Here is a 23,887-nt window from a genome sequence, read left to right on the forward strand (position 1 = left end):
ACGCTTAAATCCCCGCCCCCTGCGAATAACTCTCTTCACCAAAGACGCCGGTAGACAGGTAACGATCGCCGCGATCGCAGATAATCGCCACGACAACCGCGCCAGGGTTTTCATTTGCAACGCGGATTGCCCCTGCTACAGCACCACCCGAACTGACCCCACAGAATATGCCTTCACGCACGGCCAGCTCACGCATGGTATTCTCCGCCTCGCGCTGATGAATATCCAGCACCCGATCCACCAGCTGCGCATTAAAAATGCCCGGCATATATTCCGCGGGCCAGCGGCGAATGCCCGGAATGCTGCTCCCCTCTTCCGGCTGCAGGCCAACGATGGTGACGACTTTTTCCTGCTCGCGCAGAAAACGCGATACCCCGGTAATGGTGCCGGTGGTGCCCATGCTGGAGACAAAATGGGTGATACGCCCGTCGGTCTGCTGCCAGATTTCCGGGCCGGTGGTGGTGTAGTGCGCGTACGGGTTGTCCGGGTTGTTGAACTGATCCAGCAGCTTACCTTCGCCGCGCTCGGCCATTTCTAGCGCTAAGTCGCGTGCGCCTTCCATTCCCTGCTCTTTGGTCACCAGAATCAGCTCGGCCCCGTAGGCACGCATCGCGGCGCGGCGCTCCTGGCTCATGTTGTCCGGCATCAGCAGCTTCATGCGGTAGCCTTTCAGCGCCGCAATCATCGCCAGGGCGATACCGGTGTTGCCGCTGGTAGCCTCAATCAGCACGTCTCCTGGCTTAATTTCTCCGCGTTTTTCGGCCTGGACAATCATCGACAGCGCCGCACGGTCTTTTACCGATCCCGCCGGGTTATTGCCTTCGAGTTTGACCCAGATTTCGCTGCCGTTGTTCGGCCCCATGCGCTGAAGTTTGACCAGAGGAGTGTTGCCGATGGTGTGTTCGAGTGTATTCACGATTTTTGCTCAATAAAAAGCCCGGTAAGCATTACGCCACCGGGCGAAAAACATACGCATTAACCTATCAGGCTGACTCCGCCAGAGCAATATCCTCGCGCGTCTCAATACGCTCCTTCCCGTGATAAATACGGGCATGCTGCAGCCCGACAAACAGGCGCTCCCCCCGGTGCGGCGGCACGTCATCGCGCATGACCACGGTCAGCGGCTCGGTATACCAGCCCAGCGGCTGTACCACCAATTGGGTGTAGTGACCTTTAGGGCTAGCTTCCAGGACCTGCACCGGCAGCGGTGAATCCAGGCTGGTTCGGCGGCTCACGTCCACTTCCCACGGACGCAGGAACAGATCGACCGGCCCCTGATGCGCGGAGGTATAGCCCAGCGGCCAGCGATGCGCGCCCACGTGGAACTGGCCGCCGCGAATGATGCCCTGCAGACGGTTCACTTCGCCCATAAACTCCAGCACGAAGCGGGTCGCCGGTTCACGCCACAGCTGTTCAGGCTCGTCAACCTGCTCAATGTTGCCCTGACTCATGACCACCACGCGATCCGCGACTTCCATCGCCTCTTCCTGGTCGTGGGTCACGAAGACGCTGGTGAATTTCAGCTCCTCATGCAGCTGACGCAGCCAGCGACGCAGCTCTTTACGCACCTGCGCATCCAGCGCGCCGAAGGGTTCATCCAGCAGCAGAATTTGCGGCTCAACGGCCAGCGCGCGCGCCAGCGCCACACGCTGTTTCTGCCCGCCGGACAGCTGGGCCGGGAAACGGTCCGCAAGGTGAGCCAGCTGCACCATCTCCAGCAGTTTTGTCACTTTCGCTTTAATGGTTGCCGCATCCGGGCGCTCGCGACGCGGCAGCACGGTCAGGCCAAACGCGATGTTGTCGAACACGGTCATGTGGCGGAACAGCGCGTAATGCTGGAACACAAAGCCTACTTTACGATCGCGGGCGTGCAGGCGGCTAACGTCGGTGCCGTGGAAGCGAATGTGCCCGCTGGTCTGATGCTCAAGCCCGGCGATAATACGCAGCAGCGTGGTTTTGCCCGAGCCGGACGGCCCCAGCAGCGCCACCATTTGTCCGGAAGGGATATCCAGCGAGATATCATTCAGCACCTGGGTGCGACCAAAAGACTTCTTAATATTGGCAATCTCAATGCTCATGATTTCCCTCCTGATGCTGACGTTTTTCCTGATTTTCTAAACGCCACTGCACCACACTCTTCAAAAACAGGGTCAAAATGGCCATCAGCGTCAGCAACGCTGCGGCAGTAAACGAGCCGATGGTGTTGTAGTCCTGCTGCAGCAGCTCAATCTGGAGCGGCAGCGACAGGGTTTCACCCCGGATGGAGCCGGAAACAACGGAAACGGCACCGAACTCGCCAATCGCGCGGGCGTTGGTCAGCACCACGCCGTAAAGCAGCGCCCAGCGGATATTCGGCAGCGTCACGCGACGGAACATTTGCCAGCCTGACGCGCCCAGCAGCACCGCAGCTTCGTCTTCGTTGCTCCCCTGGCTTAACATCACCGGCACCAGCTCGCGCACCACAAACGGACAGGTCACGAAGATGGTGACCAGAACCATGCCCGGCCAGGCGAACATGATCTGCAGGTTATGCTCATCCAGCCAGCCGCCCAGCGGACCGTTGGAGCCGTAAAAGAGCAGGTACACCAGACCGGCCACCACCGGCGACACGGCAAACGGAATATCCAGCAGGGTCAGCAGCAGCTGACGCCCCGGGAAGTTAAAGCGGGTCACCAGCCAGGCCAGCAGGGTACCGAACACGAGGTTCACCGGCACGGTGATCAACGCAATCAGCACGGTCAGCCAGATGGCATGCAGCATATCCGGGTTCGCCAGGTTTTCCAGCGCGGGCATCAGGCCCTTGCTGAAAGCCTGAACGAAGATATAGATCGTCGGCACGACGAGAATGAGGGCGGAAACCAGCACGCCCGCCCCAATGAGAAACCATTTGCCCCAGTTAATACGGGGTGCATCGTATCGCTTCAATTGCGTAACTTCCGCCATCAGTGACCTACCACGCGTCGACCAAAGCGACTTTGCAGAGTATTAATCGAGTACAGCAGCAGCAGCGAGGCCGCCAGGATCACCGAAGCAATCGCGCTCGCCGCCGGATAATCAAACTCCTGCAAACGGATGAAAATCATCAGCGAGGTGACTTCTGTTTTCCAGGCGATGTTCCCGGCGATAAAAATCACCGCGCCGAACTCACCGAGGCTGCGGGTAAACGACAGCGCGACGCCCGCCATCAGCGCCGGTGACAGTTCAGGCAAAACCACCTTGCGGAAGCTCTGCCAGCGCGTGGCGCCCAGCGTTTCCGCCGCTTCTTCGTATTCCGGACCTAACTCTTCCAGCACTGGCTGCACGGTACGGACCACAAACGGGATGCTGGTAAAGGCCATCGCCACCGCGATACCGAGCCAGGTGTAGGTTACTTTGATGTCAAATTTCGCCAGCCACTCGCCGTACAGCCCGTTCACGGAGAAAAGCGACGCGAGGGTTAAGCCCGCCACCGCCGTCGGCAGCGCAAACGGCAGATCCATCAGGGCGTCAAGCAGCGTGCGACCCGGGAAGCGATAGCGGGTTAAAATCCACGCCATCAGAAGGCCAAACACGCCGTTAAAAATGGAGGCGACAAACGCCGACAGCAGCGTCACCTTATATGCCGCCACCACCTGCGGGTTGGTGATCACGTCCCAGTACTGCGCCCAGCTCATCTGAGCAAGCTGCATCACCAGCGCGCTGAGCGGCAACAGCAGGATCAGGCAGACGAACAGCAGGCTGGTCCCGAGGCTTAAGGTAAAGCCCGGCAGCACGCGTTTTGTCGAGACTGCAAACATTACTTACGCCCCGCCGCCAGCAGTTTGTCTAACTCACCGCCGCTGGCAAAATGCGTTTTCATCACGTCAGGCCAGGAGCCGAAATGATCTTCCACGCGGAACAAATCGGTCTGCGGGAATTTATCTTTCAGCTTGTTCATTACGTCCGGGTTATTCACGCGGTAGTAGTAATCGGTAATGATGGTCTGCGCCTGCGGGCTGTACAGGTAGTTGAGATAGGCTTTTGCCGCTTTCTCGGTACCGTTCGCCTGCACGTTTTTATCCACCCACGCCACCGGGAACTCGGCCAGGATGTTGGTTTTCGGTATAACGACCTCGAAGCCCTGCGCTTCATACTGTTTGCGGATGTTATTCACTTCCGATTCAAAGCTGATCAGCACGTCGCCGAGACCGCGCTCCGCGAAGGTCGTGGTCGCCCCGCGGCCGCCGGTATCAAACACTTCGACGTTTTTCAGGAACTGGGTCATGAACTGCTCGGTTTTGGCTTTATCATTACCGTCAGCCTTGTCCGCCGCGCCCCACGCGGCTAAATAGGTGTAGCGCGCGTTACCGGAGGTTTTCGGGTTCGGGAAAATCAGCTTCACGTCGGAACGCACCAGATCGCTCCAGTCGTGGATATTCTTCGGGTTGCCCTTACGCACCAGGAAGCCCATGGTGGAATAGAACGGGGAACTGTTGTTCGGAAGGCGGCTCTGCCAGTCTGCCGGGATGAGCTTGCCTTTGTCGTGCAGGATCTGCACGTCAGTGACCTGGTTGTAGGTCACCACATCCGCTTTCAGGCCCTGCAAAATCGCCAGCGCCTGCTTGGACGAGCCGGCGTGGGACTGCTTGATGGTCAGCTTGTCGCCGTTATTGTCTTTTGCCCACTGCTGTTCGAACGGTGGATTAAGGGCGGCAAACAGCTCGCGGGAGACGTCATACGAACTGTTTAACAGTTCAGTCGCCTGCGCCTGGGCAACCAGCAGTAAACCTGCCAGCGCCAGAGTTCCTTTTTTCAGTACAGTAACGGCCATTGCGCACCCTTATAAATGTGATGACTATCTTATAGTCATAATATTTATAACGGGGATGAAAGGAGTAACGGTTTTATATACCGTTTGGTGATTTAGAAGCAGAAAAGGGAATAAGGGTGAGGCCTGATGCTAGCCCTCTCCCGCAGGGAGAGGGCGAAAGGACATTACAGCGCCAGCAGACGCTCAACGGACGGCGCGAAGTAGTAGCCACCGGTCACCGGTTTGGTGAAGCGCAGCATGGCGTCGCGCTTGCCGTCGGTATCGCCGAACATGCTCAGCAGCTGCTGCTCAATGTTATACAGGCGCGCGCAGTAGGCGCAGAAGTAGAGGCCGTGCGTGCCGCTTGCGGTACCGTACGGCAGGCTCTGGCGGACAATCTTCAGCCCTTTGCCGTCCTCTTTGAGGTCAACGCGGGTCAGGTGAGAGGTCACAGGGCGATCGTCACCGTCGATCTCTTCGTTGGCTTCTTTAGTACGACCAATCATCATCTCCTGATCGTGCACGCTCATGCGGTTAAGCTGCCTGAGGTTGTGCTCCCAGCGCTGCACGAACACGTAGCTGCCGCCCGCGTCCACGCCGTCTTTAATCACCGCCACGTCGCGACGAACCTCTTCACCCGCCGGGTTTTCCGTCCCGTCGACGAAGCCGCTCAGATCGCGCTCTTCCACCCAGCGGAAACCGTGAACCTCTTCCTGCACCTCAATGCTGTCGCCAAAGGCCGCTACCGCCGCCTGGGCAACGGAGAAGTTCACGTCGTGACGCAGGGAGAGAATGTGGATCAGCACGTCGTACTGGGTTGCCGGAGCCAGACCTTTGCCGTAAGGGATGAAGTCTTTCAGCTCTTCCGCCCCTTCGCCACCGCTCAGCTGACGCCAGACATTATTGCCAAAGGCGACAACGGCGCCGAGGTGAGCTTCCGGGAATTTGGCCTGGAAGGTAGCCAGCTTATCAACAAACGCTTTACTGGCCGCACGCAGGGCATCCACGTCCCCTTTAACATTGGCTTCAATCCAAATCGCCGCGCGGCAATGTTCTGGCAAAATGCCACTCTGAACCTGAGACATCGCTCCTCCTGAAATAAAGATGCCACGTTAGCGTGGCATTGATGGCGGCTATTATACCCGGATTTCAGCGAGGCGGTTTGTTCAGGCGCAAATTACTGCTTCCAGAGTATTTTGCTCACTTTCCAGCTCCTGAGCGTGTCGTCAGACGGCATCAGACCTTCCGGGCCGCTCCAGGTTCCGGTGAAGACATAGCTGATGTGCTGGCTGCCCTCAGCCTTACATTCCACCGCGACCTTGTCGTCAGACGGCAGGCTGGTGCAGTTGCCAAAAGCCTGCTTATAAAGGTCGCTGAACGGCGTGCCCACCTTCACACCGCTCGCCGTCGGAATATCTTCATCCATCACGGCAATGCGGTTTACGGTGCCTTTGTCACCGTTAATCACCAGCGCCAGCTTGTCGCCCTTCAGCGCTTCATAATAGCGAACAATATTGCCATTCTCCGTTTTCATGCCGCTGCGCAGGCGGTAATCGCCGCTGAGCGCATCCTGAATGGCGTCCTGATCCAGCGCCGTCGCGGCGGTAATTTTCCCCACGCCCTGCTCGGTCACTTCCGTCGATGAGCCAAACCAGTTCCACGGATACGCGGCGGACCAGTTAATGGAGGAGAGCGTCGAACAGCCGGTCAACGCCAGCGGGAGAGCGCATAAAAATAAACGCAGCGATTTCATTGAAACGTCCTTTCTTGTTAAATCAACGCTTGTTGGAGTGCGACATCGGCAAAAAGTGCCGGATTAATCATCCTGATGGGCAAAACAGGCGCGAAGACGTGGGTTGGTCAGCAGCCACAGCAGCGCCACGATATCGGCAACCACCAGCGCAACGCCGGTGCCCGTCAGCGGTTCACCGTACCACCAGAGTACCGGCTGCCAGAAGAGCAGCGCAACCTGGGCGAGGATCAGCAGCCAGCGAAGCGCGCGCCAGAAACCAGGGATCGTATGCCGTCGTCCGCTGCACAAAAAAGCGACCACCGCCGGTACGCCCGGCAATAAACCGAGCCAGAAGGCGTCGTGATCGGGATAAAAGAGATTCAGCAGCGTGTCGCCCTGCCCGCGCGACGCGGCGGCCATCACAAACAGCACCCAGGTTCGGGCCTGGAGCAGCAGAACGCACCAGAATAAAAAGGGCAGCCTGACGCGGCCCTGCGCGTCATAGTCTGCCGGATGGATCTCAGTACTCTTCATCTTCGATCAGACGCTTTCCTAAACTCAGCACGTCGGAATGCTCGTAGCCCAGACGCTCATACATGCCCAGCACCACGTCGTTATCTTCCCGCACCATGATCTGGATTTTCGGGCAGCCGCGGGCGATCAGCTTCTTCTCGAGCCGGTTCAGCAGCGCATTGGCAATGCCGCGGCCACGGTATTCGGGGTGGACGCCCAGATAATAGGCCGAGCCGCGGTGGCCGTCGTAACCGCCCATTACCGTCCCCACAACCTCGCCATTGACTTCCGCGACCAGAAACAGACTGACGTCGTGATTCACCTTACGTTCGATATCCATTTCCGGATCGTTCCACGGACGCAGCAGATCGCAGCGCTCCCAAAGGGTGATCACCTCTTCGAAATCTTCCTGGCGAAAAACGCGTATCTCCATGGTATTAACCGCCTTTTCGGGTTTAAAAACAGTGATTATGGCGCGAAGCTCGCCTTTCGCCAATAACCGGGGAAAATCTCGCCAAAATTTGGCATAATGTCACTTTGTCACGTATTGAAATGAAAAGTAAAACAATTCTCAACATGGACTGTCGTAACGGGAAACACGATACGATATAACACCAGGACCCCATTTTTTAGTATTCAGGCCGCATGAGCACATTCAAACCATTAAAAGCACTCACATCGCGTCGTCAGGTTCTCAAAGCGGGGCTGGCGGCCTTAACGTTAACGGGCATCGCAAAGCAGGCTCAGGCGAAAGACGAGAGCACGCTCAAAACCAGTAACGGACACAGCAAACCGAAAACCAAAAAGCCGGGCGCGAAGCGTCTGGTAATGCTCGACCCGGGCCACGGCGGTATTGATACCGGCGCTATCGGCAAAAACGGGTCGAAAGAAAAACACGTCGTGCTGGCAATTGCAAAAAATGTGCGCGCAATTTTACGCAGCAACGGCATTGACGCACGTCTGACGCGCTCTGGCGACACCTTTATTCCGCTGTATGACCGCGTTGAGATCGCCCACCAGCACGGTGCGGATCTGTTTATGTCGATTCACGCCGACGGCTTTACCAACCCTTCTGCGGCCGGTGCCTCGGTGTTTGCACTCTCTAACCGTGGCGCCAGTAGCGCCATGGCAAAATACCTTTCCGACCGCGAAAACCGGGCGGATGAAGTCGCCGGGAAGAAAGCCACAGACAAAGATCACCTGCTACAGCAGGTGCTGTTCGACCTCGTGCAGACGGATACGATTAAAAACAGCCTGACGCTCGGCTCGCATATCCTCAAGCGGATTAAGCCGGTGCACCGCCTGCACAGCAAAAGCACCGAGCAGGCGGCGTTCGTGGTGCTGAAATCACCGTCCATCCCGTCCGTGCTGGTGGAAACCTCCTTCATTACCAACCCGGAAGAGGAGCGACTGCTCGGCACCACGGCGTTTCGTCAGAAGATCGCCAACGCTATCGCCTCCGGCATTATCAGTTACTTCAACTGGTTCGATAACCAAAAAGCGCACTCCAGGAAACGTTGATGAAACCCGATGCTCAACTGGTCAAAACCTTCCTGCTGCAGCTGCAGGATGAGATCTGCCAGAAACTGGCTGCCGCAGACGGCGGTGAATTTCAGGAAGATACCTGGCAGCGCGAGGCCGGAGGCGGCGGGCGCAGCCGCGTACTGCGAAACGGCGGCATCTTCGAACAGGCGGGCGTGAATTTTTCCCACGTTCACGGCGACGCCATGCCCGCGTCTGCGACAGCACATCGTCCTGAACTCGCGGGCCGCAGCTTCGAAGCGATGGGCGTCTCGCTGGTGGTGCACCCGCACAACCCGTTCGTGCCCACCAGCCACGCCAACGTGCGCTTTTTCATTGCGGAAAAACCGGGCGCCGACCCGGTCTGGTGGTTCGGTGGCGGTTTCGATTTAACGCCCTACTACGGCTTCGAAGAGGATGCCGTGCACTGGCACACCACCGCGCGGGACCTTTGTCTGCCGTTTGGTGAAGACGTCTACTCGAAATTTAAAAAGTGGTGCGACGACTACTTTTACCTGAAGCACCGCGACGAGCAGCGCGGCATCGGCGGGCTGTTCTTTGACGATCTCAACACGCCTGATTTTGATACCGCGTTCAGATTTATGCGAGCGGTGGGCGAAGGGTATACCGACGCCTATCTGCCGATTGTCGAGCGTCGTAAAAATACCGACTACGGCGTGCGCGAGCGCGAGTTCCAGCTCTACCGCCGCGGGCGCTACGTGGAGTTCAACCTGGTGTGGGATCGCGGGACGCTGTTCGGTCTGCAGACCGGCGGGCGCACGGAGTCGATTCTGATGTCGATGCCCCCGCTGGTGCGCTGGGAGTATTGCTACGAACCAAAAGAAGGCAGCCCGGAGGCTGCCTTGCGTGAGTTTATTCAGGTTCGGGACTGGGTGTAGCCCTTATCCCCTCTCCCTTTGGGAGAGGGTTAGGGTGAGGGTAAAAATTACAGCGGCTGCGTCTGCGCCTCAACCACCGCCAGCGCCACCATATTCACGATACGACGCACAGAGGCAATCGGCGTTAACACGTGCACCGGTTTCGCCACGCCCATCAGTACCGGCCCTACGGTCACCCCTTCAGAGCTGGAGACGCGCAGCAGGTTGTAGCTGATACGCGCCGCTTCCACGTTTGGCATAATCAGTATGTTGGCCGATCCCTTCAGCGGGCTGTCCGGCATACGCTCGTTGCGGATGCTTTCCACCAGCGCGGCATCGCCGTGCATCTCCCCGTCAATCATCAGCTCCGGCGCACGCTCGCGCACCAGCTCCAGCGTCTGACGCATTTTGCAGGCCGCCGCGGATTTAGACGAACCAAAGTTAGAATGCGACAGCAGCGCCACCTTCGGCTCAATACCAAAACGACGCACGGTCTCGGCGGCCATCACGGTGATCTCCGCCAGCTCGTCCGGGGTCGGATCGTCGTTAACGTAGGTGTCCGCAATAAAGGTGTTGCCGCTCGGCAGCAGCAGCGCGTTCATCGCCCCGGCGGTATGGACGCCGTCGCGATAGCCGAAGATCTCCTGCACTACGCTAAAGTGCTCGTGATAATCGCCGATGGTGCCGCAGATCAGCGCATCCGCCTCGCCGCGATGAACCATGATCGCGCCGATCACCGTCGTGTTGCTGATCACCGCTTTCTGCGCCTGCTCCTGAGTGATCCCCCGGCGCTTCATGATCGCGTAGTATTCGCTCCAGTACTCTTTGAAGCGCGGATCGGATTCGTTGTTTACGATCTCGAAGTCGACGCCCGGCTTAATCTGCAGGCCCAGCTTCTGGATACGCATTTCAATCACGCTCGGACGACCAATCAGGATCGGTTTCGCCAGGCCTAAGGTGATCAGCTCCTGAGTAGCGTGCAGCACGCGCGCCTCTTCCCCTTCCGCCAGCACCACGCGCTTCGCGTCGGCACGCGCCTGGGAGAAGATCGGCTTCATGAACAGGTTCGTTTTATAGACAAACTCGGTGAGCTTATCGACGTACGCGTCGAAATCGTGAATCGGACGCGTCGCCACGCCGGAGTCCATCGCCGCTTTGGCCACCGCTGGGGCGATTTTAACAATCAGACGCGGGTCGAACGGTTTGGGAATGATGTAGTCCGGGCCGAAGCTCAGATCCTGATCGCCGTACGCAGACGCAACCACTTCGCTCTGCTCGGCGTGCGCCAGCTCCGCGATGGCGTGAACGGCGGCAAGCTTCATCTCTTCGTTGATCGCCGTTGCGCCAACGTCCAGCGCGCCGCGGAAGATGAACGGGAAGCAGAGCACGTTGTTGACCTGGTTCGGGTAGTCCGAACGACCGGTACAGATGATGGCGTCTTCACGCACCGCTTTCGCAAGCGGCGGCAGGATTTCCGGCTCGGGGTTCGCCAGGGCCAGGATCATTGGCGCACGCGCCATCTTCTTCACCATCTCCTGGGTCAGCACTTTCGGACCCGAGCAGCCGAGGAAGATATCCGCGCCGTCGATTACGTCGTCCAGGGTGCGTTTACCGTCGTCGTCGACCGCGTAAGCCGCTTTGGTTTCCGCCATGTTCGGCTCGCGGTCTTTATAGATAACGCCTTTGGAGTCGCAGACCACAATGTTGTGTTTCTGCATACCCAGCGCCACCAGCAGGTTCATACAGGCGATGGCCGCGGCGCCTGCGCCAGAGACCACCATGCGCACGTCGGAGAGATTTTTCTCTACCACGCGCAGGCCGTTGAGAATCGCGGCGGTGCTGATAATCGCGGTGCCGTGCTGGTCATCGTGGAACACGGGAATGTTCATACGCTCGCGCAGTTTCTGCTCGATATAGAAACATTCCGGCGCTTTGATGTCTTCCAGGTTGATGCCGCCGAAGGTCGGCTCCAGCGCGGCCACCACGTTGATGAATTTGTCAGGATCGAGTTCATCCACCTCGATATCGAACACATCGATACCGGCGAATTTCTTGAACAGTACCCCCTTCCCTTCCATCACCGGCTTACCGGCCAGCGCGCCGATATTGCCCAGCCCCAGCACCGCCGTGCCGTTAGAGATCACGGCGACAAGGTTACCGCGCGCGGTGTATTTGTAGGCCGCCAGCGGGTCTTTTTCGATTTCCAGACACGGTGCAGCCACGCCCGGCGAATAGGCCAGCGCCAGATCGCGCTGGGTTGCCAGCGGCTTGGTTGGGGAGACCTGGATTTTGCCCGGGACAGGGAACTCGTGAAAATCGAGGGCACTCTGTTTCAACTGATCGTCCATCTTGTTATTCCTTTTACGTATCGGTCAGATAGTATCGCCGCAGGACAGCGCATAAACTTTGAAGGCTGCCAAACTCTCACCATCACACATTAAAAATTGTTATCAATTTATAACAGCCATGTTACCCGTCTCAAAAGCAATGCCTCCCCCGTCTGCTATGCTTTTTTGTTAAGTCCATCATGATTTTTCCAGAAGTGTGAACTAACGCACTCATCTAACTCTTTTATTTCCAAGGAGTAATCATTTATGAACCAGCTAGACGGCATCAAACAATTCACTACGGTGGTGGCAGACAGCGGCGATATCGAGTCGATTCGCCACTATCAGCCGGAGGACGCGACCACTAACCCTTCGCTACTGCTCAAAGCGGCAGGGCTTGCCCATTTTAGCCATCTGATTGATGACGCTATTGCCTACGGTAAACAGCGCGGGAAAACGCAGGAGCAGCAGGTTGCCGAAGCCAGCGACAAGCTGGCGGTTAATTTTGGTGCGGAAATTCTTAAAAGCATCCCGGGCCGCGTCTCGACCGAAGTCGACGCCCGCCTCTCGTTCGATAAAGAAAAGAGCATAAATAAGGCGCGTCGCCTGGTGGAACTCTACGAGGAGCAGGGGATCGATAAATCACGCATTCTGATCAAACTCGCCTCTACCTGGGAAGGCATCCGCGCGGCGGAGGTACTGGAGAAAGAGGGCATTCACTGCAACCTGACGCTGCTGTTTTCGTTTGCCCAGGCGCGCGCCTGCGCTGAAGCGGGCGTGTTCCTCGTCTCGCCGTTTGTCGGGCGCATCTACGACTGGTATCAGGCGAAACAGCCGATGGATCCGTACGTGGTGGATGAGGATCCGGGCGTGAAATCGGTCCGTAATATCTACGACTACTACAAACAGCACCGCTACGAAACCATCGTCATGGGGGCCAGCTTCCGCCGTACCGAGCAGATCCTCGCCCTGGCAGGCTGCGATCGTCTGACCATCTCCCCTAACCTGCTCCAGGAGCTACAGGACAAAGACGAAACGGTGATCCGCAAGCTGGTGCCGACCTCCACCGTTCTGCCAAAACCGAAAGCCATGACCGAAGCGGAGTTCCGCTGGGAGCACAATCAGGACGCCATGGCCGTGGAAAAACTGGCGGACGGCATCCGCCAGTTCGCCGTCGACCAGCGCAAACTTGAAGATCTTCTCGCCGCCAAACTTTAACCTTGCCACGGAGTGAACTATGTCCCGTAAAGAGCTAGCCAATGCCATTCGCGCCCTCAGCATGGATGCCGTGCAAAAAGCCAATTCCGGCCACCCCGGCGCGCCGATGGGCATGGCTGATATTGCCGAAGTGCTGTGGAACGACTTTCTTAAGCACAACCCCAATGACCCGACCTGGTACGATCGCGACCGCTTTATTCTCTCCAACGGTCACGCCTCAATGCTGCTCTACAGCCTGCTGCACCTTTCCGGCTACGATCTGCCGCTTGAGGAGCTGAAAAACTTCCGCCAGCTGCACTCCAAAACGCCGGGGCACCCGGAGATTGGCTATACGCCAGGCGTGGAGACCACCACCGGGCCGCTCGGTCAGGGGCTGGCCAATGCGGTTGGACTGGCGATTGCCGAGCGTACGCTGGCGGCGCAGTTTAACCAGCCGGACCACGAGATTGTCGACCACTACACCTACGTGTTTATGGGCGACGGCTGCCTGATGGAAGGGATCTCCCATGAGGTCTGCTCCCTGGCGGGCACGCTGGGGCTCGGAAAGCTGATTGGCTTCTACGATCACAACGGCATCTCCATCGACGGGGAGACCGAAGGCTGGTTTACCGACGACACGGCAAAACGCTTTGAAGCCTACCACTGGCACGTGGTGCACGAGATCGACGGCCACGACCCTGAAGCGGTGAAAAAAGCGATTCAGGAAGCGCAGAGCGTGAAGGATAAACCGTCCCTGATTATCTGCCGCACGGTTATCGGCTTCGGCTCGCCGAACAAGGCGGGCAAAGAGGAGGCGCACGGCGCGGCGCTGGGCGAGGAAGAAGTGGCGCTGACCCGGCAGAAGCTGGGCTGGAAACATCCACCGTTTGAGATCCCGAAAGAGATCTACAGAGCCTGGGATGCCCGTGAGGCGGGCGAAAAGGCCCAGCAGTCCTGGAACGAGAAGTTTGCCGCCTACAAAAAAGCGCACCCGGATCTCGCCGCCGAGTTTTCCCGCCGCATGAGCGGCGGCCTGCCGGAGGACTGGGACGATAAAACCCAGGCGCTGATTGAAAACCTGCAGTCCAACCCGGCGAAAATCGCCACCCGCAAGGCGTCGCAAAATACCCTGAACGCAATCGGCCCTCTCCTGCCTGAACTGCTCGGCGGCTCAGCGGATCTGGCGCCCAGCAACCTGACCATCTGGTCGGGCTCAAAATCGCTGAAAGAGGACATTGCCGGGAACTACATCCACTACGGCGTGCGCGAGTTCGGGATGACCGCCATTGCCAACGGCATCGCCCATCACGGCGGGTTTGTGCCGTACACCGCCACCTTCCTGATGTTCGTCGAGTACGCCCGTAACGCGGCGCGCATGGCGGCCTTAATGAAGGCGCGGCAGATTATGGTCTATACCCACGACTCCATCGGTCTGGGGGAAGACGGGCCTACTCACCAGGCGGTGGAACAGCTGGCGAGCCTGCGCTTAACGCCGAACTTCAGCACGTGGCGTCCATGCGATCAGGTTGAAGCGGCGGTGGGCTGGAAGCTGGCGGTAGAACGCCACGATGGCCCAACGGCATTGATTCTGTCACGCCAGAACCTGGCGCAGATTGAGCGAACCCCGGAGCAGGTGAAAAACATCGCCCGCGGCGGCTACATCCTGAAGGACAGCGGCGGCAAGCCGGACGTGATCCTGATTGCGACCGGTTCCGAGGTGGAAATCACGGTGAAAGCGGCGGAGAAACTGACTGCCGAAGGACACGCGGTTCGGGTCGTATCCCTGCCCTCCACGGATATTTTTGACGCCCAGGACGAGGCGTACCGGGAATCGGTCCTGCCGTCCAGCGTCGCGGCTCGCGTGGCGGTGGAGGCCGGTATTGCCGACTACTGGTACAAATATGTCGGGCTCAAAGGGGCGATTGTCGGCATGCGGGGTTACGGTGAATCCGCCCCTGCCGACAAGCTGTTCCCGTACTTCGGCTTTACCGTTGAGAACGTAGTGGAGAAGGCGCTGAGCGTGCTGTAGTGCTTTACCGCGTGATCCACAGCGTGGGCCAGGCATCTGGCCCATTCCAGTTGTCGCAGCTGGGCTCCTCGGCGTAGCGCACCAGGCGGAAACGCTGGCCGTCAAAACGCCAGCGCGTCTGTATCCCGCAATCGCCCAAACCGCGCCCCAGCGCGAGCGTTGTCAGCTCGCGCGTCTTTTCATCGAAGCTGGCATTCATCAACTCCATTTCGCTCCCGTCGTCTGACGGCGTAAACGGCAGGCGCAGCCTGACGCTTCGTGCCGTGAACGGTTTTTTACGTGATACCAGCCACGCCAGATCGACGGTGTTATAGGCCCCCGCCTCGCAGCTGACGATCAGCAGCGCTTTGTCATCGGTTAACGCGGTGACGCGCACTTCGCGACGGTTAGGATCCAGAGAGCACTGGCTGGTGTTCATCCGTCCGGTACCATAGTCCAGCAGGTCGTTCAGTTCGGCGTGGGAGAGCGGCGTTGGGGTCGGGTTGACGACCGCCACCTTTTTTAGGGCGGGAGCAGGCGGAACGCTTAACGGCGGATCGTCACCTTTCTTGATCCACGCGGTTTCGCTGCCGACGCGCTTTTGCTGCGCATCAATGAACAGCAGCGCGGCCTTAAGCCCGGTCAGTGAAATGACCTGCTTACCGCCGCGCAGGGTCAGGGCCTTCCCTTCCTGGATGTTTTTCAGAAAGGCGGTGATGGTGGCCGCATCGTCCGTTTTCAGATGCCAGGGCGTGAGCTGCCAGCGCTGTTTGTCCAGCTTCAGGGGAACGTTATCCAGCAGCAGCCGGGGAGCAATCTCTGGCTCTTTGACCGGGGGCGCATCAAGACCGCCAAGATCGATACGCAGCGTGGCGTCCGTTTTCGCCCCGGCACTACGGGTGAGCGTCATGACCAGACCACGGTGTTCACCCGTGTTGCGTGCAAGGCAAAAATTCTGGTTATTGCAGGTTACCTGCCAGTCGGAGAAGGCTTGCTGGGCAGGTGCAGCCCGCACCTGCGGCGCGAGGAGCACACAAAACAGGTAAAACAAAAAGACGCTGTAGCGCATGAATGACACAATCCCGGAACGAAAACGCTTAACTGGGCAGTATCTTCGTGTTCCCGCCGGGGTTGCTCAATCGGATTTATCAGATATACCCGAAAAACAGGCTATATCCGTTCGAAAGTGGTCTTCATCAGCCCGGTTGTCTGTAAATACTGCAGTAATATCACCGCTTTACCATCCCTGATTTCGCCTGAACGCATCATCTCCAGCGCCCGGGCAAAAGGAAGCTCCAGCACTTCGATATCTTCATCCTCCACGCCACCGCCGCGGTGAGTGCGCTGCGCGTCGCTGTATTCCGCGATGAAGAAATGCACAATTTCCGTTACGCCGCCCGGCGACATAAACAGCTCGAAGACCTTTTTGACCTTGCCCACTTCGAAGCCGGTCTCTTCCACGGCCTCTTTGCGGATACAAACTTCCGGCTCATCATCATCGAGCAGGCCCGCGCAGGTTTCAATCAGACGTCCGTCAGGGTTGCCATTAACCCATGTCGCCACTCTGAACTGACGGATCAGCACCACGCTCTGCTTTTCACGGTTATAGAGCAGAATGGTTGCCCCGTTGCCGCGGTCGTAGACCTCGCGTTTGTGGCGGATCACCTCACCGTTGTTACGCGTAAGGTCATAGGTGATGTTACGCAGGACAAAGTAGTTTTCAGAGAGAATTTTGTCTTTGATAACGTCAATTTTCAAGGTCATACGGGCTCCACAACACAATGAGTCGTCCTATACTACGCCGTGAATCCCGCTTTGTCGCCCGCCGGATTAATGATGTTTTGGCGCGTTAACCCCAAGCCAGTCGAGTATCCCCTGCGCCGCATGACGCCCTTCCGCCATTGCGGTCACCACCAGATCCGCGCCGCGTACCGCATCGCCCCCGGCGAAGATCTGTGGGTTGGTCGTCTGGTAACGGTAGCGGCTCTCGACCGAAGCAACGATCCGCCCCCGATCATCCGTTTCGACACCCTGCGCCTGAAGCCACGGCATCGCGTGCGGGTTAAAACCAAACGCCATGATGACCGCATCAGCCGCCATCACGAACTCGCTGCCCGCTACCGGAACGGGCCGACGCCGTCCCTGCGCGTCCGGCTCTCCGAGCTCGGTACGCAGCATCCGGATACCGTTGACCTTTCCGTCGGGATCCAGCGTCAGCTCGACCGGCTGAACGTTAAATTCAAACGCCGCGCCCTCTTCTCGGGCATTCTTCACCTCTTTCTTCGAGCCCGGCATATTGGCCTCATTCCGACGATAGGCGCAGGTCACCTTCGCCGCGCCGTGGCGTAACGCGGTGCGGACGCAGTCCATCGCGGTATCGCCCCCGCCAAGCACCACCACGTTTAAACCACGGGTGTCGATGAACGGTTCGCTGGCCGTCGACCCCAGCCCCATAACGTGCCGCGTATTGCCCACCAGGAAAGGCAGCGCGTCGTAGACCCCTGGCGCGTCCTCATGCGGGATACCCGCCTTCATCGAGCGATAGGTTCCCACGCCAATAAACAGGGCGTCGTAATCGTTCTTTAACTGAGACATCGACACGTCCTGGCCCACCTCGCAGTTCAGCTCGAAGCGGATCCCCATCGCGGTAAATATCTCTCTGCGCCGCGCGAGCAGCAATTTGTCCAGCTTAAATGCCGGGATGCCAAAGGTCAGCAATCCGCCAATTTCCGGATGCCGGTCATAGACCGTCACGCTCGCGCCGCTGCGCGCCAGCACGTCGGCGCACGCCAGCCCGGCGGGCCCCGCGCCGACGATCGCGACTCGTTTACCTGACGGCGTGACGGCGGACATATCCGGCCGCCAGCCCATCGCCAGCGCCCGATCGGAGATATAGCGCTCGATGTTACCGATGGTCACAGATCCCGCCTCGTCACGTATTGTGCAGGCGCCTTCGCATAATCGATCCTGCGGACAGACGCGGCCGGTAATTTCAGGTAAACAGTTGGTCTGATGAGAAAGCTCGACCGCGCCGGCGATATCCCCCGCGTTGAGGCGCTCGATCCACTGCGGAATGTGGTTATGCAGCGGGCAGGTCCATTCGCAAATGCTGTGCTCTCCGCACTTCAGGCAACGCGACGCCTCGCGGGCGGCCTGTTCGGCCCGGAACGGCAGGTAAATTTCGTTAAAATGGCCCACGCGCTCTGCGGCAACCAGTTTGTCGGGCTCGCCGCGTGGCGGGGTTGTTTGCATCTGATGCAGTTTGGTGCGCGAAGCGTCTTCTCTGACGACCTCCGCATGCCAGGGCTGCGCTTCCAGGCTGGCCGTGCGCTGGCGGCGCGATTTCGCCAGAGTATCAAGGACAGCAGGCGTCGCCAGTGAGAGGACATCTGCCGGGCAATTTTCGATACAGGCCGGGCCGTGTGGCCGCGTCAGGCAGAGATCGCATTTATTCGCCGAGGCCTTCACGCCGCCGCTGTCGAGCGGAGTGACGATAATCTCCATCGTGCCAAACGGGCAGGCCACCACGCAGGCCTTACAGCCGATGCATTTTTGTTGATTCACCTGTACGCTGTCATCGCATTTGCTGATGGCGCCGTTCGGGCAGCTTTGCGCGCAGGGCGCGTTTTCACAGTGATGGCAGGTGACGGGGCTACTCTTCTCGCCGGTTCTCAGGACCGTAATACGGGGATGAAAATGGCGCTCGCTCAGGACGTGCTGCTCATCGTTGTGCGCCATCACGCAGGCCACTTCGCAGGCGCGACACCCGATGCACTGCTGGCTGTTAGCCATAATAAAACGATTCATAACCACACCTGTTTTTGGTTCAATAACCTTATTCTTTGTATGAATATGGTATTTACGCATCACGGCGCGATCGGGCAATGTTCAAATGCCCGGAATGCCGAATTATTTACAGTGAACCTGTAGCAGATCAATTTTATTCAGAGAGCCGTTCTGTGACCGTCAAACGACCCGTTTCCGGAAGCCTTGCCTGGGCTTTCTTTTCGATAATTGCCTTATCCGTGCTGACCAGCACCGTCGCGCTGCTGACGCTTGCCAGCAGCCAGCGTGACGCCGAAGCTATTAATATCGCGGGTTCGCTGCGCATGCAGAGCTATCGTCTGGGCTACGAGATGCAGCGCAACAGCCCTGCCCTTGTCGCGCATCGTGACAGCTGGCAACAGACGCTGAACGCGCCTGCACTGCAGAAGCTGAACCGCTGGTACGTCCCGGACGATGTAAAAGCGCGCTACCAGCAGCTGCACGTGGCCTGGCTGGAGATGGATGCGCGCATCGCCCGCGGCGACAGCGCGTGGTATCAAACCCACATTGAGGATTTTGTCGGCCGCATTGATGCCTTTGTGCTCGCCCTTCAGCACTACACCGAACATAAAATTCAGACGGTGACCCTGCTCTCGCTGGCGGGCGCCCTCGGGATCCTGCTGCTGACGCTGTTTACCCTGCGACGCATCCGTCGCCAGGTGGTGCTGCCGCTTAACAATCTGGTGGCGGCCAGCGAACGGGTTGAGCGTGGCGAATTTACAACCCCGGCGCCGGACACCGCCCTGCCGAACGAGCTGGGCCAGCTCTCGCGCGCCTTCAACCACATGTCCGCCGAGTTAGCCACGCTCTACCGCTCGCTTGAAGCCTCGGTCGCAGAAAAGACGCGGCATTTGCATGAAGCCCACCAGCAGCTCGACATGCTGTTCAAATGCTCGCAGGCGCTGAACACCGGCCAGATAGACAGCCACTGCTTCCGGCATATCCTGCAGATTGTCCATGACTATACGCAGATGAATTATCTCGAACTGCGCACCAGCGACGACTGGCGGCTGTCTGAAGGGACGGAGTCACATGGCACTCCTCTGCAGCACCTGCCGGTACTGATGCAGGACACCCTTTATGGCGAGCTGCGCTGGCAAAGCGAGACGGACAGCGTTCCCCTTCCGCTGATGAGAAGCGTGGCGACCATGCTCGGGCGCGGGCTGTACTTTAACCAGGCGCAAAAACATTACCAGCAGCTGCTGCTGATGGAAGAGCGCGCCACCATTGCCCGCGAGCTTCACGATTCGCTGGCGCAGGTCCTGTCGTATCTGCGCATTCAGCTTGCGCTGCTCAAACGCGCCGTGCCCGAGGAAAATACCCCGGCGCAGACCATCATCACCGACTTCTCCCGCGAGCTGAATAATGCCTGGCAGCAGCTTCGCGAGCTGCTCACCACCTTCCGCCTGACGCTGAACCACGCGAACCTACCCGCGGCGCTGCAGGAGTCTCTCGACGTCCTGCAGAGCCAGACGCAGGCGAAGCTGCACCTTGACTGCCGCCTCTCCTCGCTGGCGCTGGACGCGCAAAAGCAGGTGCATCTGTTGCAGATCGTGCGTGAGGCCGTGCTGAACGCCATTAAGCACGCGCAGGCCAGCGAGATCACCGTCAGCTGCGTGACCGCCGTGGACGGTACGCACAGCGTCAGCATTCGTGACAACGGCATCGGGATTGGCGAAGCCAGCGAGCCGCCTGGACATTACGGCCTGAACATTATGCGCGAACGCGCGCAACGGCTCGGCGGGATGCTGCACTTCTCGCAGCCGCAAAACGGCGGCACGCTGGTCAGCGTGACGTTCCCGGCGCCCGCGCCGTTAACGGGTAAATAACGGTAAAGGGGCACGCGCAGGAAAAAGCGCATGATAATTTACATTATCTCCTTTATTTCTCCACGTTTGACCTGGGCCTTACCGCTAAAGTTATGCGGGCAATAAACAATAATGACGTGCAGCAAAACGAGGTCACACTTTCATGGCGAATTTTTTCATCGATCGCCCCATTTTTGCCTGGGTGCTTGCCATCCTGTTGTGTCTGACAGGCGTCCTGGCGATTACTTCACTTCCTGTTGAGCAATACCCCGATCTGGCACCGCCTAACGTGCGCGTCACCGCAAACTACCCCGGCGCTTCCGCACAAACGCTGGAAAACACCGTGACGCAGGTTATCGAGCAGAACATGACGGGTCTGGATAACCTGATGTACATGTCCTCGCAAAGTAGCGCCACGGGTCAGGCGACGGTTACCCTGAGCTTTAAGGCGGGCACCGACCCGGACGAAGCGGTGCAGCAGGTGCAAAACCAGCTGCAGTCGGCTATGCGCAAGCTGCCCCAGGCGGTGCAGAACCAGGGCGTGACCGTGCGTAAAACCGGCGATACCAACATTTTGACCATCGCGTTTGTCTCGACCGATGGCTCGATGGATAAACAGGACATCGCGGACTACGTCGCCAGTAATATTCAGGATCCCATCAGCCGGATTAACGGCGTCGGGGATATCGACGCCTACGGCTCACAGTACTCCATGCGCATCTGGCTCGATCCCAACAAGCTCAACAGCTACCAGATGACGGCAACCGACGTGACGGATGCCATAAAGGCCCAGAACGCCCAGATTGCCGTGGGGCAACTGGGGGGAACGCCTTCCATTGATAAGCAAGCCCTGAACGCCACCATTAATTCGCAATCCCTGCTGCAGACGCCGGACCAGTTCCGCAACATCACCCTGCGCGTGAATCAGGACGGATCGGAAGTGCGTCTGGGCGATGTCGCCACGGTGGAAATGGGGGCGGAAAAATACGACTACCTGAGCCGCTTTAACGGCAATCAGGCCTCCGGTCTGGGGATTAAACTGGCCTCCGGCGCAAACGAAATGGCCACGGCGAAACTGGTGTTAGACCGTCTGGACGAGCTTTCTCAGTATTTCCCGCACGGGCTGGAGTACAAAGTCGCCTATGAAACCACCTCCTTCGTAAAAGCGTCGATCGAGGACGTGGTTAAGACCCTGCTGGAAGCCATCGCGCTGGTGTTCCTGGTGATGTACCTGTTCCTGCAAAACTTCCGCGCGACGCTGATCCCAACCATTGCCGTTCCCGTGGTGCTGCTGGGGACCTTTGCGGTGCTTTACGCGTTCGGGTACAGCATTAATACCCTGACGATGTTTGCGATGGTGCTGGCAATCGGCCTTCTGGTGGATGATGCCATCGTGGTGGTTGAAAACGTCGAGCGCATCATGAGCGAAGAAGGACTCTCTCCGCGCCAGGCGACGCGCAAGTCCATGGGGCAAATTCAGGGGGCGCTGGTCGGGATTGCGATGGTGCTGTCGGCCGTCTTTATCCCGATGGCCTTCTTTGGCGGCACCACCGGGGCGATTTACCGCCAGTTCTCGATCACCATCGTCTCGGCGATGGTGCTCTCCGTGCTGGTGGCGCTGATCCTCACTCCCGCGCTGTGCGCCACCATTCTGAAACCGCTGCACAAAGGGGAGCATCACGGGCAAAAAGGGTTCTTCGGCTGGTTTAACCGGATGTTCGACCGCAATGCCGCGCGGTATGAATCTGCCGTCGGTGGGGTGCTCCATCGCAGCCTGCGCTGGATGATGATTTACGTTGTGCTGCTGGGCGGCATGGTCTGGCTGTTTATGCATCTCCCCACCTCGTTCCTGCCGATGGAAGACAGGGGCATGTTCACCACCTCGGTGCAGCTCCCGAGCGGCGCAACGCAGCAGCAGACGCTGAAAGTGGTCCAGAAAGTGGAGCAGTACTTCTTCACCAAAGAGAAAGATAACGTTGTGTCGGTCTTCTCTACCGTCGGCTCCGGGCCGGGTGGAAACGGGCAAAACGTCGCCCGCATGTTCGTCCGCCTGAAGGACTGGGACGAGCGCGATACCCGGACGGGCACCTCGTTTGCCATCATTGAACGTGCGACAAAAGCCTTTGCGCACATCAAAGAGGCGCGCGTCTTTGCCAGCAGCCCGCCGGCGATAAGCGGGCTGGGCAGTTCCGCCGGGTTCGATATGGAGCTCCAGGATCACGCCGGCGCGGGCCACACGGCGCTGATGGCGGCACGCGATAAGCTGTTAGCGCTGGCGGGCAACGATCCCGGCCTGACCCGCGTTCGCCATAACGGTCTGGATGACAGCCCGCAGCTCCAGGTGGATATCGACCAGCGTAAGGCGCAGGCGCTGGGCGTGTCGATCAACGATATCAACGACACCCTGCAAACGGCGTGGGGCTCGAGCTATGTGAATGACTTTATGGATCGCGGCCGCGTGAAAAAAGTGTATGTCCAGTCCGCCGCGCCGTTCCGCATGCTGCCGGATGATATAAACCGCTGGTTTGTCAGGAATAACGCTGGCGGCATGGTGCCGTTTTCTGCCTTTGCGACATCGCACTGGGAGAGCGGATCGCCACGCCTGGAGCGCTATAACGGCTATTCTGCGGTTGAAATCGTCGGGGAAGCCGCGCCGGGCGTCAGCACCGGTACCGCCATGGACACCATGGAAAAACTGGTCCAGCAGCTGCCGGCTGGTTTTGGTCTCGAGTGGACGGCCATGTCTTACCAGGAGCGTCTCTCAGGGGCGCAGGCCCCGGCCCTTTACGCGCTCTCGCTGCTGGTGGTCTTCCTCTGCCTTGCCGCACTGTATGAGAGCTGGTCGGTCCCGTTCTCGGTCATGCTGGTCGTGCCCCTTGGGGTTATCGGTGCGCTGCTCGCGACCTGGATGCGCGGCCTCGAGAACGATGTTTACTTCCAGGTGGGCCTGCTCACCGTCATTGGGCTATCGGCGAAAAACGCCATTCTGATCGTTGAGTTTGCCAACGAGATGAATGCTAAAGGCCATGAACTGATGGCCGCCACGCTGCACGCCTGCCGTCAGCGCTTACGCCCGATCCTGATGACGTCGCTGGCGTTTATTTTTGGTGTGCTGCCGATGGCAACCAGTACGGGCGCAGGCTCCAGCAGCCAGCATGCCGTCGGCACAGGGGTCATGGGCGGCATGATTTCGGCCACCATTCTGGCCATTTACTTCGTTCCGCTGTTCTTTGTGCTGGTGCGTCGCCGCTTCCCGCTAAAGGAACGTGCTGAGTAAGTGATTGAAATAAAAAAAGGCGGCTTTATCGGC

General features: G+C 58.7%; 19 protein-coding genes. 6 read left to right on the forward strand and 13 right to left on the reverse strand.

Going from position 1 to position 23,887, the window contains the following annotated elements:
- Window positions 1-4: 4 nt before the first annotated feature.
- From cysM to F0320_RS15640, 9 genes are all read right to left on the reverse strand, one after another.
- Window positions 5-916, reverse strand: coding sequence for a cysteine synthase CysM (gene cysM / locus F0320_RS15600; protein ID WP_126329906.1), 912 nt, complete (start codon window positions 914-916; stop codon window positions 5-7).
- Between the two features lie 67 nt (window positions 917-983).
- Window positions 984-2,078 (reverse strand): sulfate/thiosulfate ABC transporter ATP-binding protein CysA, encoded by a 1,095-nt coding sequence (cysA, locus tag F0320_RS15605; protein WP_126329908.1) that lies wholly within the window; start codon window positions 2,076-2,078, stop codon window positions 984-986.
- Window positions 2,068-2,943, reverse strand: a complete 876-nt coding sequence (gene cysW / locus F0320_RS15610) for a sulfate/thiosulfate ABC transporter permease CysW (RefSeq protein WP_028016163.1) — start codon at window positions 2,941-2,943, stop codon at window positions 2,068-2,070. Before cysW ends, cysA begins: the two co-directional genes overlap by 11 nt.
- On the reverse strand, window positions 2,943-3,776 hold the full coding sequence (gene cysT / locus F0320_RS15615; protein WP_008501609.1) for a sulfate/thiosulfate ABC transporter permease CysT: 834 nt from the start codon (window positions 3,774-3,776) through the stop codon (window positions 2,943-2,945). Before cysT ends, cysW begins: the two co-directional genes overlap by 1 nt.
- Complete coding sequence (locus F0320_RS15620; protein ID WP_047652632.1) at window positions 3,776-4,789, reverse strand: sulfate ABC transporter substrate-binding protein; 1,014 nt, start codon at window positions 4,787-4,789, stop codon at window positions 3,776-3,778. Before F0320_RS15620 ends, cysT begins: the two co-directional genes overlap by 1 nt.
- Before the next feature lie 164 nt (window positions 4,790-4,953).
- Window positions 4,954-5,853, reverse strand: a complete 900-nt coding sequence (locus tag F0320_RS15625) for a Dyp-type peroxidase (RefSeq protein ID WP_126329910.1) — start codon at window positions 5,851-5,853, stop codon at window positions 4,954-4,956.
- Between the two features lie 92 nt (window positions 5,854-5,945).
- The gene (locus F0320_RS15630; protein ID WP_126329912.1) at window positions 5,946-6,521 is read right to left on the reverse strand and encodes an RpoE-regulated lipoprotein; all 576 of its coding nucleotides are present in this window, start codon (window positions 6,519-6,521) and stop codon (window positions 5,946-5,948) included.
- 63 nt (window positions 6,522-6,584) lie between these two features.
- A complete protein-coding gene (locus F0320_RS15635; RefSeq protein ID WP_126329914.1) occupies window positions 6,585-7,034 on the reverse strand; it encodes a DUF2919 domain-containing protein in 450 nt (149 codons plus the stop codon).
- Complete coding sequence (locus F0320_RS15640; protein ID WP_023308738.1) at window positions 7,021-7,446, reverse strand: GNAT family acetyltransferase; 426 nt, start codon at window positions 7,444-7,446, stop codon at window positions 7,021-7,023. Before F0320_RS15640 ends, F0320_RS15635 begins: the two co-directional genes overlap by 14 nt.
- Window positions 7,447-7,658: 212 nt before the next feature.
- Between F0320_RS15640 and amiA the strand changes: the two genes are divergently transcribed.
- The gene (gene amiA, locus F0320_RS15645; RefSeq protein ID WP_047652635.1) at window positions 7,659-8,534 is read left to right on the forward strand and encodes an N-acetylmuramoyl-L-alanine amidase AmiA; all 876 of its coding nucleotides are present in this window, start codon (window positions 7,659-7,661) and stop codon (window positions 8,532-8,534) included.
- Window positions 8,534-9,433 (forward strand): oxygen-dependent coproporphyrinogen oxidase, encoded by a 900-nt coding sequence (gene hemF, locus F0320_RS15650; RefSeq protein ID WP_126329916.1) that lies wholly within the window; start codon window positions 8,534-8,536, stop codon window positions 9,431-9,433. The genes amiA and hemF overlap by 1 nt, the downstream gene beginning before the upstream one ends.
- 47 nt (window positions 9,434-9,480) lie before the next feature.
- Here the strand turns inward: hemF and maeB are convergent, their stop codons facing one another.
- Window positions 9,481-11,760 carry an NADP-dependent oxaloacetate-decarboxylating malate dehydrogenase gene (gene maeB / locus F0320_RS15655; protein ID WP_126329918.1) on the reverse strand — a complete coding sequence of 760 codons (2,280 nt, stop codon included), beginning with the start codon at window positions 11,758-11,760 and terminating at the stop codon, window positions 9,481-9,483.
- Window positions 11,761-12,006: 246 nt separating this feature from the next.
- Between maeB and tal the strand changes: the two genes are divergently transcribed.
- Both tal and tkt read left to right on the forward strand, forming a co-directional pair.
- On the forward strand, window positions 12,007-12,957 hold the full coding sequence (tal, locus tag F0320_RS15660; RefSeq protein WP_126329920.1) for a transaldolase: 951 nt from the start codon (window positions 12,007-12,009) through the stop codon (window positions 12,955-12,957).
- A 19-nt stretch (window positions 12,958-12,976) separates the two neighbouring features.
- On the forward strand, window positions 12,977-14,965 hold the full coding sequence (gene tkt / locus F0320_RS15665) for a transketolase (RefSeq protein WP_126329922.1): 1,989 nt from the start codon (window positions 12,977-12,979) through the stop codon (window positions 14,963-14,965).
- Between the two features lie 4 nt (window positions 14,966-14,969).
- On the opposite strand, the gene F0320_RS15670 is transcribed toward tkt, so the two are convergent.
- The 3 genes from F0320_RS15670 to aegA all read right to left on the reverse strand — a co-directional run bounded on the left by F0320_RS15670 (window position 14,970) and on the right by aegA (window position 18,751).
- Complete coding sequence (locus F0320_RS15670; protein ID WP_126329924.1) at window positions 14,970-16,013, reverse strand: DUF1176 domain-containing protein; 1,044 nt, start codon at window positions 16,011-16,013, stop codon at window positions 14,970-14,972.
- 101 nt (window positions 16,014-16,114) lie between these two features.
- Window positions 16,115-16,708, reverse strand: coding sequence for a GDP-mannose pyrophosphatase NudK (gene nudK / locus F0320_RS15675; RefSeq protein ID WP_126329926.1), 594 nt, complete (start codon window positions 16,706-16,708; stop codon window positions 16,115-16,117).
- Between the two features lie 66 nt (window positions 16,709-16,774).
- Complete coding sequence (gene aegA / locus F0320_RS15680; RefSeq protein WP_126329928.1) at window positions 16,775-18,751, reverse strand: formate-dependent uric acid utilization protein AegA; 1,977 nt, start codon at window positions 18,749-18,751, stop codon at window positions 16,775-16,777.
- A gap of 152 nt (window positions 18,752-18,903) precedes the next feature.
- Between aegA and narQ the strand changes: the two genes are divergently transcribed.
- A complete protein-coding gene (gene narQ, locus F0320_RS15685; protein WP_126330043.1) occupies window positions 18,904-20,598 on the forward strand; it encodes a nitrate/nitrite two-component system sensor histidine kinase NarQ in 1,695 nt (564 codons plus the stop codon).
- A gap of 142 nt (window positions 20,599-20,740) precedes the next feature.
- The gene (gene acrD, locus F0320_RS15690; RefSeq protein ID WP_126329930.1) at window positions 20,741-23,854 is read left to right on the forward strand and encodes a multidrug efflux RND transporter permease AcrD; all 3,114 of its coding nucleotides are present in this window, start codon (window positions 20,741-20,743) and stop codon (window positions 23,852-23,854) included.
- The last annotated feature ends 33 nt before the right edge of the window (window positions 23,855-23,887 follow it).

The organism is Enterobacter dykesii (assembly GCF_008364625.2).
Lineage (GTDB): Bacteria > Pseudomonadota > Gammaproteobacteria > Enterobacterales > Enterobacteriaceae > Enterobacter > Enterobacter dykesii.

Bases quoted from the DNA above. Each gene is read 5' to 3' on its own strand.
- cysA (WP_126329908.1), bottom strand. From the start codon at position 2,078: ATGAGCATTGAGATTGCCAATATTAAGAAGTCTTTTGGTCGCACCCAG.
- cysW (WP_028016163.1), bottom strand. From the start codon at position 2,943: ATGGCGGAAGTTACGCAATTGAAGCGATACGATGCACCCCGTATTAAC.
- cysT (WP_008501609.1), bottom strand. From the start codon at position 3,776: ATGTTTGCAGTCTCGACAAAACGCGTGCTGCCGGGCTTTACCTTAAGC.
- F0320_RS15620 (WP_047652632.1), bottom strand. From the start codon at position 4,789: ATGGCCGTTACTGTACTGAAAAAAGGAACTCTGGCGCTGGCAGGTTTA.
- F0320_RS15625 (WP_126329910.1), bottom strand. From the start codon at position 5,853: ATGTCTCAGGTTCAGAGTGGCATTTTGCCAGAACATTGCCGCGCGGCG.
- F0320_RS15630 (WP_126329912.1), bottom strand. From the start codon at position 6,521: ATGAAATCGCTGCGTTTATTTTTATGCGCTCTCCCGCTGGCGTTGACC.
- F0320_RS15635 (WP_126329914.1), bottom strand. From the start codon at position 7,034: ATGAAGAGTACTGAGATCCATCCGGCAGACTATGACGCGCAGGGCCGC.
- F0320_RS15640 (WP_023308738.1), bottom strand. From the start codon at position 7,446: ATGGAGATACGCGTTTTTCGCCAGGAAGATTTCGAAGAGGTGATCACC.
- amiA (WP_047652635.1), top strand. From the start codon at position 7,659: ATGAGCACATTCAAACCATTAAAAGCACTCACATCGCGTCGTCAGGTT.
- hemF (WP_126329916.1), top strand. From the start codon at position 8,534: ATGAAACCCGATGCTCAACTGGTCAAAACCTTCCTGCTGCAGCTGCAG.
- maeB (WP_126329918.1), bottom strand. From the start codon at position 11,760: ATGGACGATCAGTTGAAACAGAGTGCCCTCGATTTTCACGAGTTCCCT.
- tal (WP_126329920.1), top strand. From the start codon at position 12,007: ATGAACCAGCTAGACGGCATCAAACAATTCACTACGGTGGTGGCAGAC.
- tkt (WP_126329922.1), top strand. From the start codon at position 12,977: ATGTCCCGTAAAGAGCTAGCCAATGCCATTCGCGCCCTCAGCATGGAT.
- F0320_RS15670 (WP_126329924.1), bottom strand. From the start codon at position 16,013: ATGCGCTACAGCGTCTTTTTGTTTTACCTGTTTTGTGTGCTCCTCGCG.
- nudK (WP_126329926.1), bottom strand. From the start codon at position 16,708: ATGACCTTGAAAATTGACGTTATCAAAGACAAAATTCTCTCTGAAAAC.
- aegA (WP_126329928.1), bottom strand. From the start codon at position 18,751: ATGAATCGTTTTATTATGGCTAACAGCCAGCAGTGCATCGGGTGTCGC.
- acrD (WP_126329930.1), top strand. From the start codon at position 20,741: ATGGCGAATTTTTTCATCGATCGCCCCATTTTTGCCTGGGTGCTTGCC.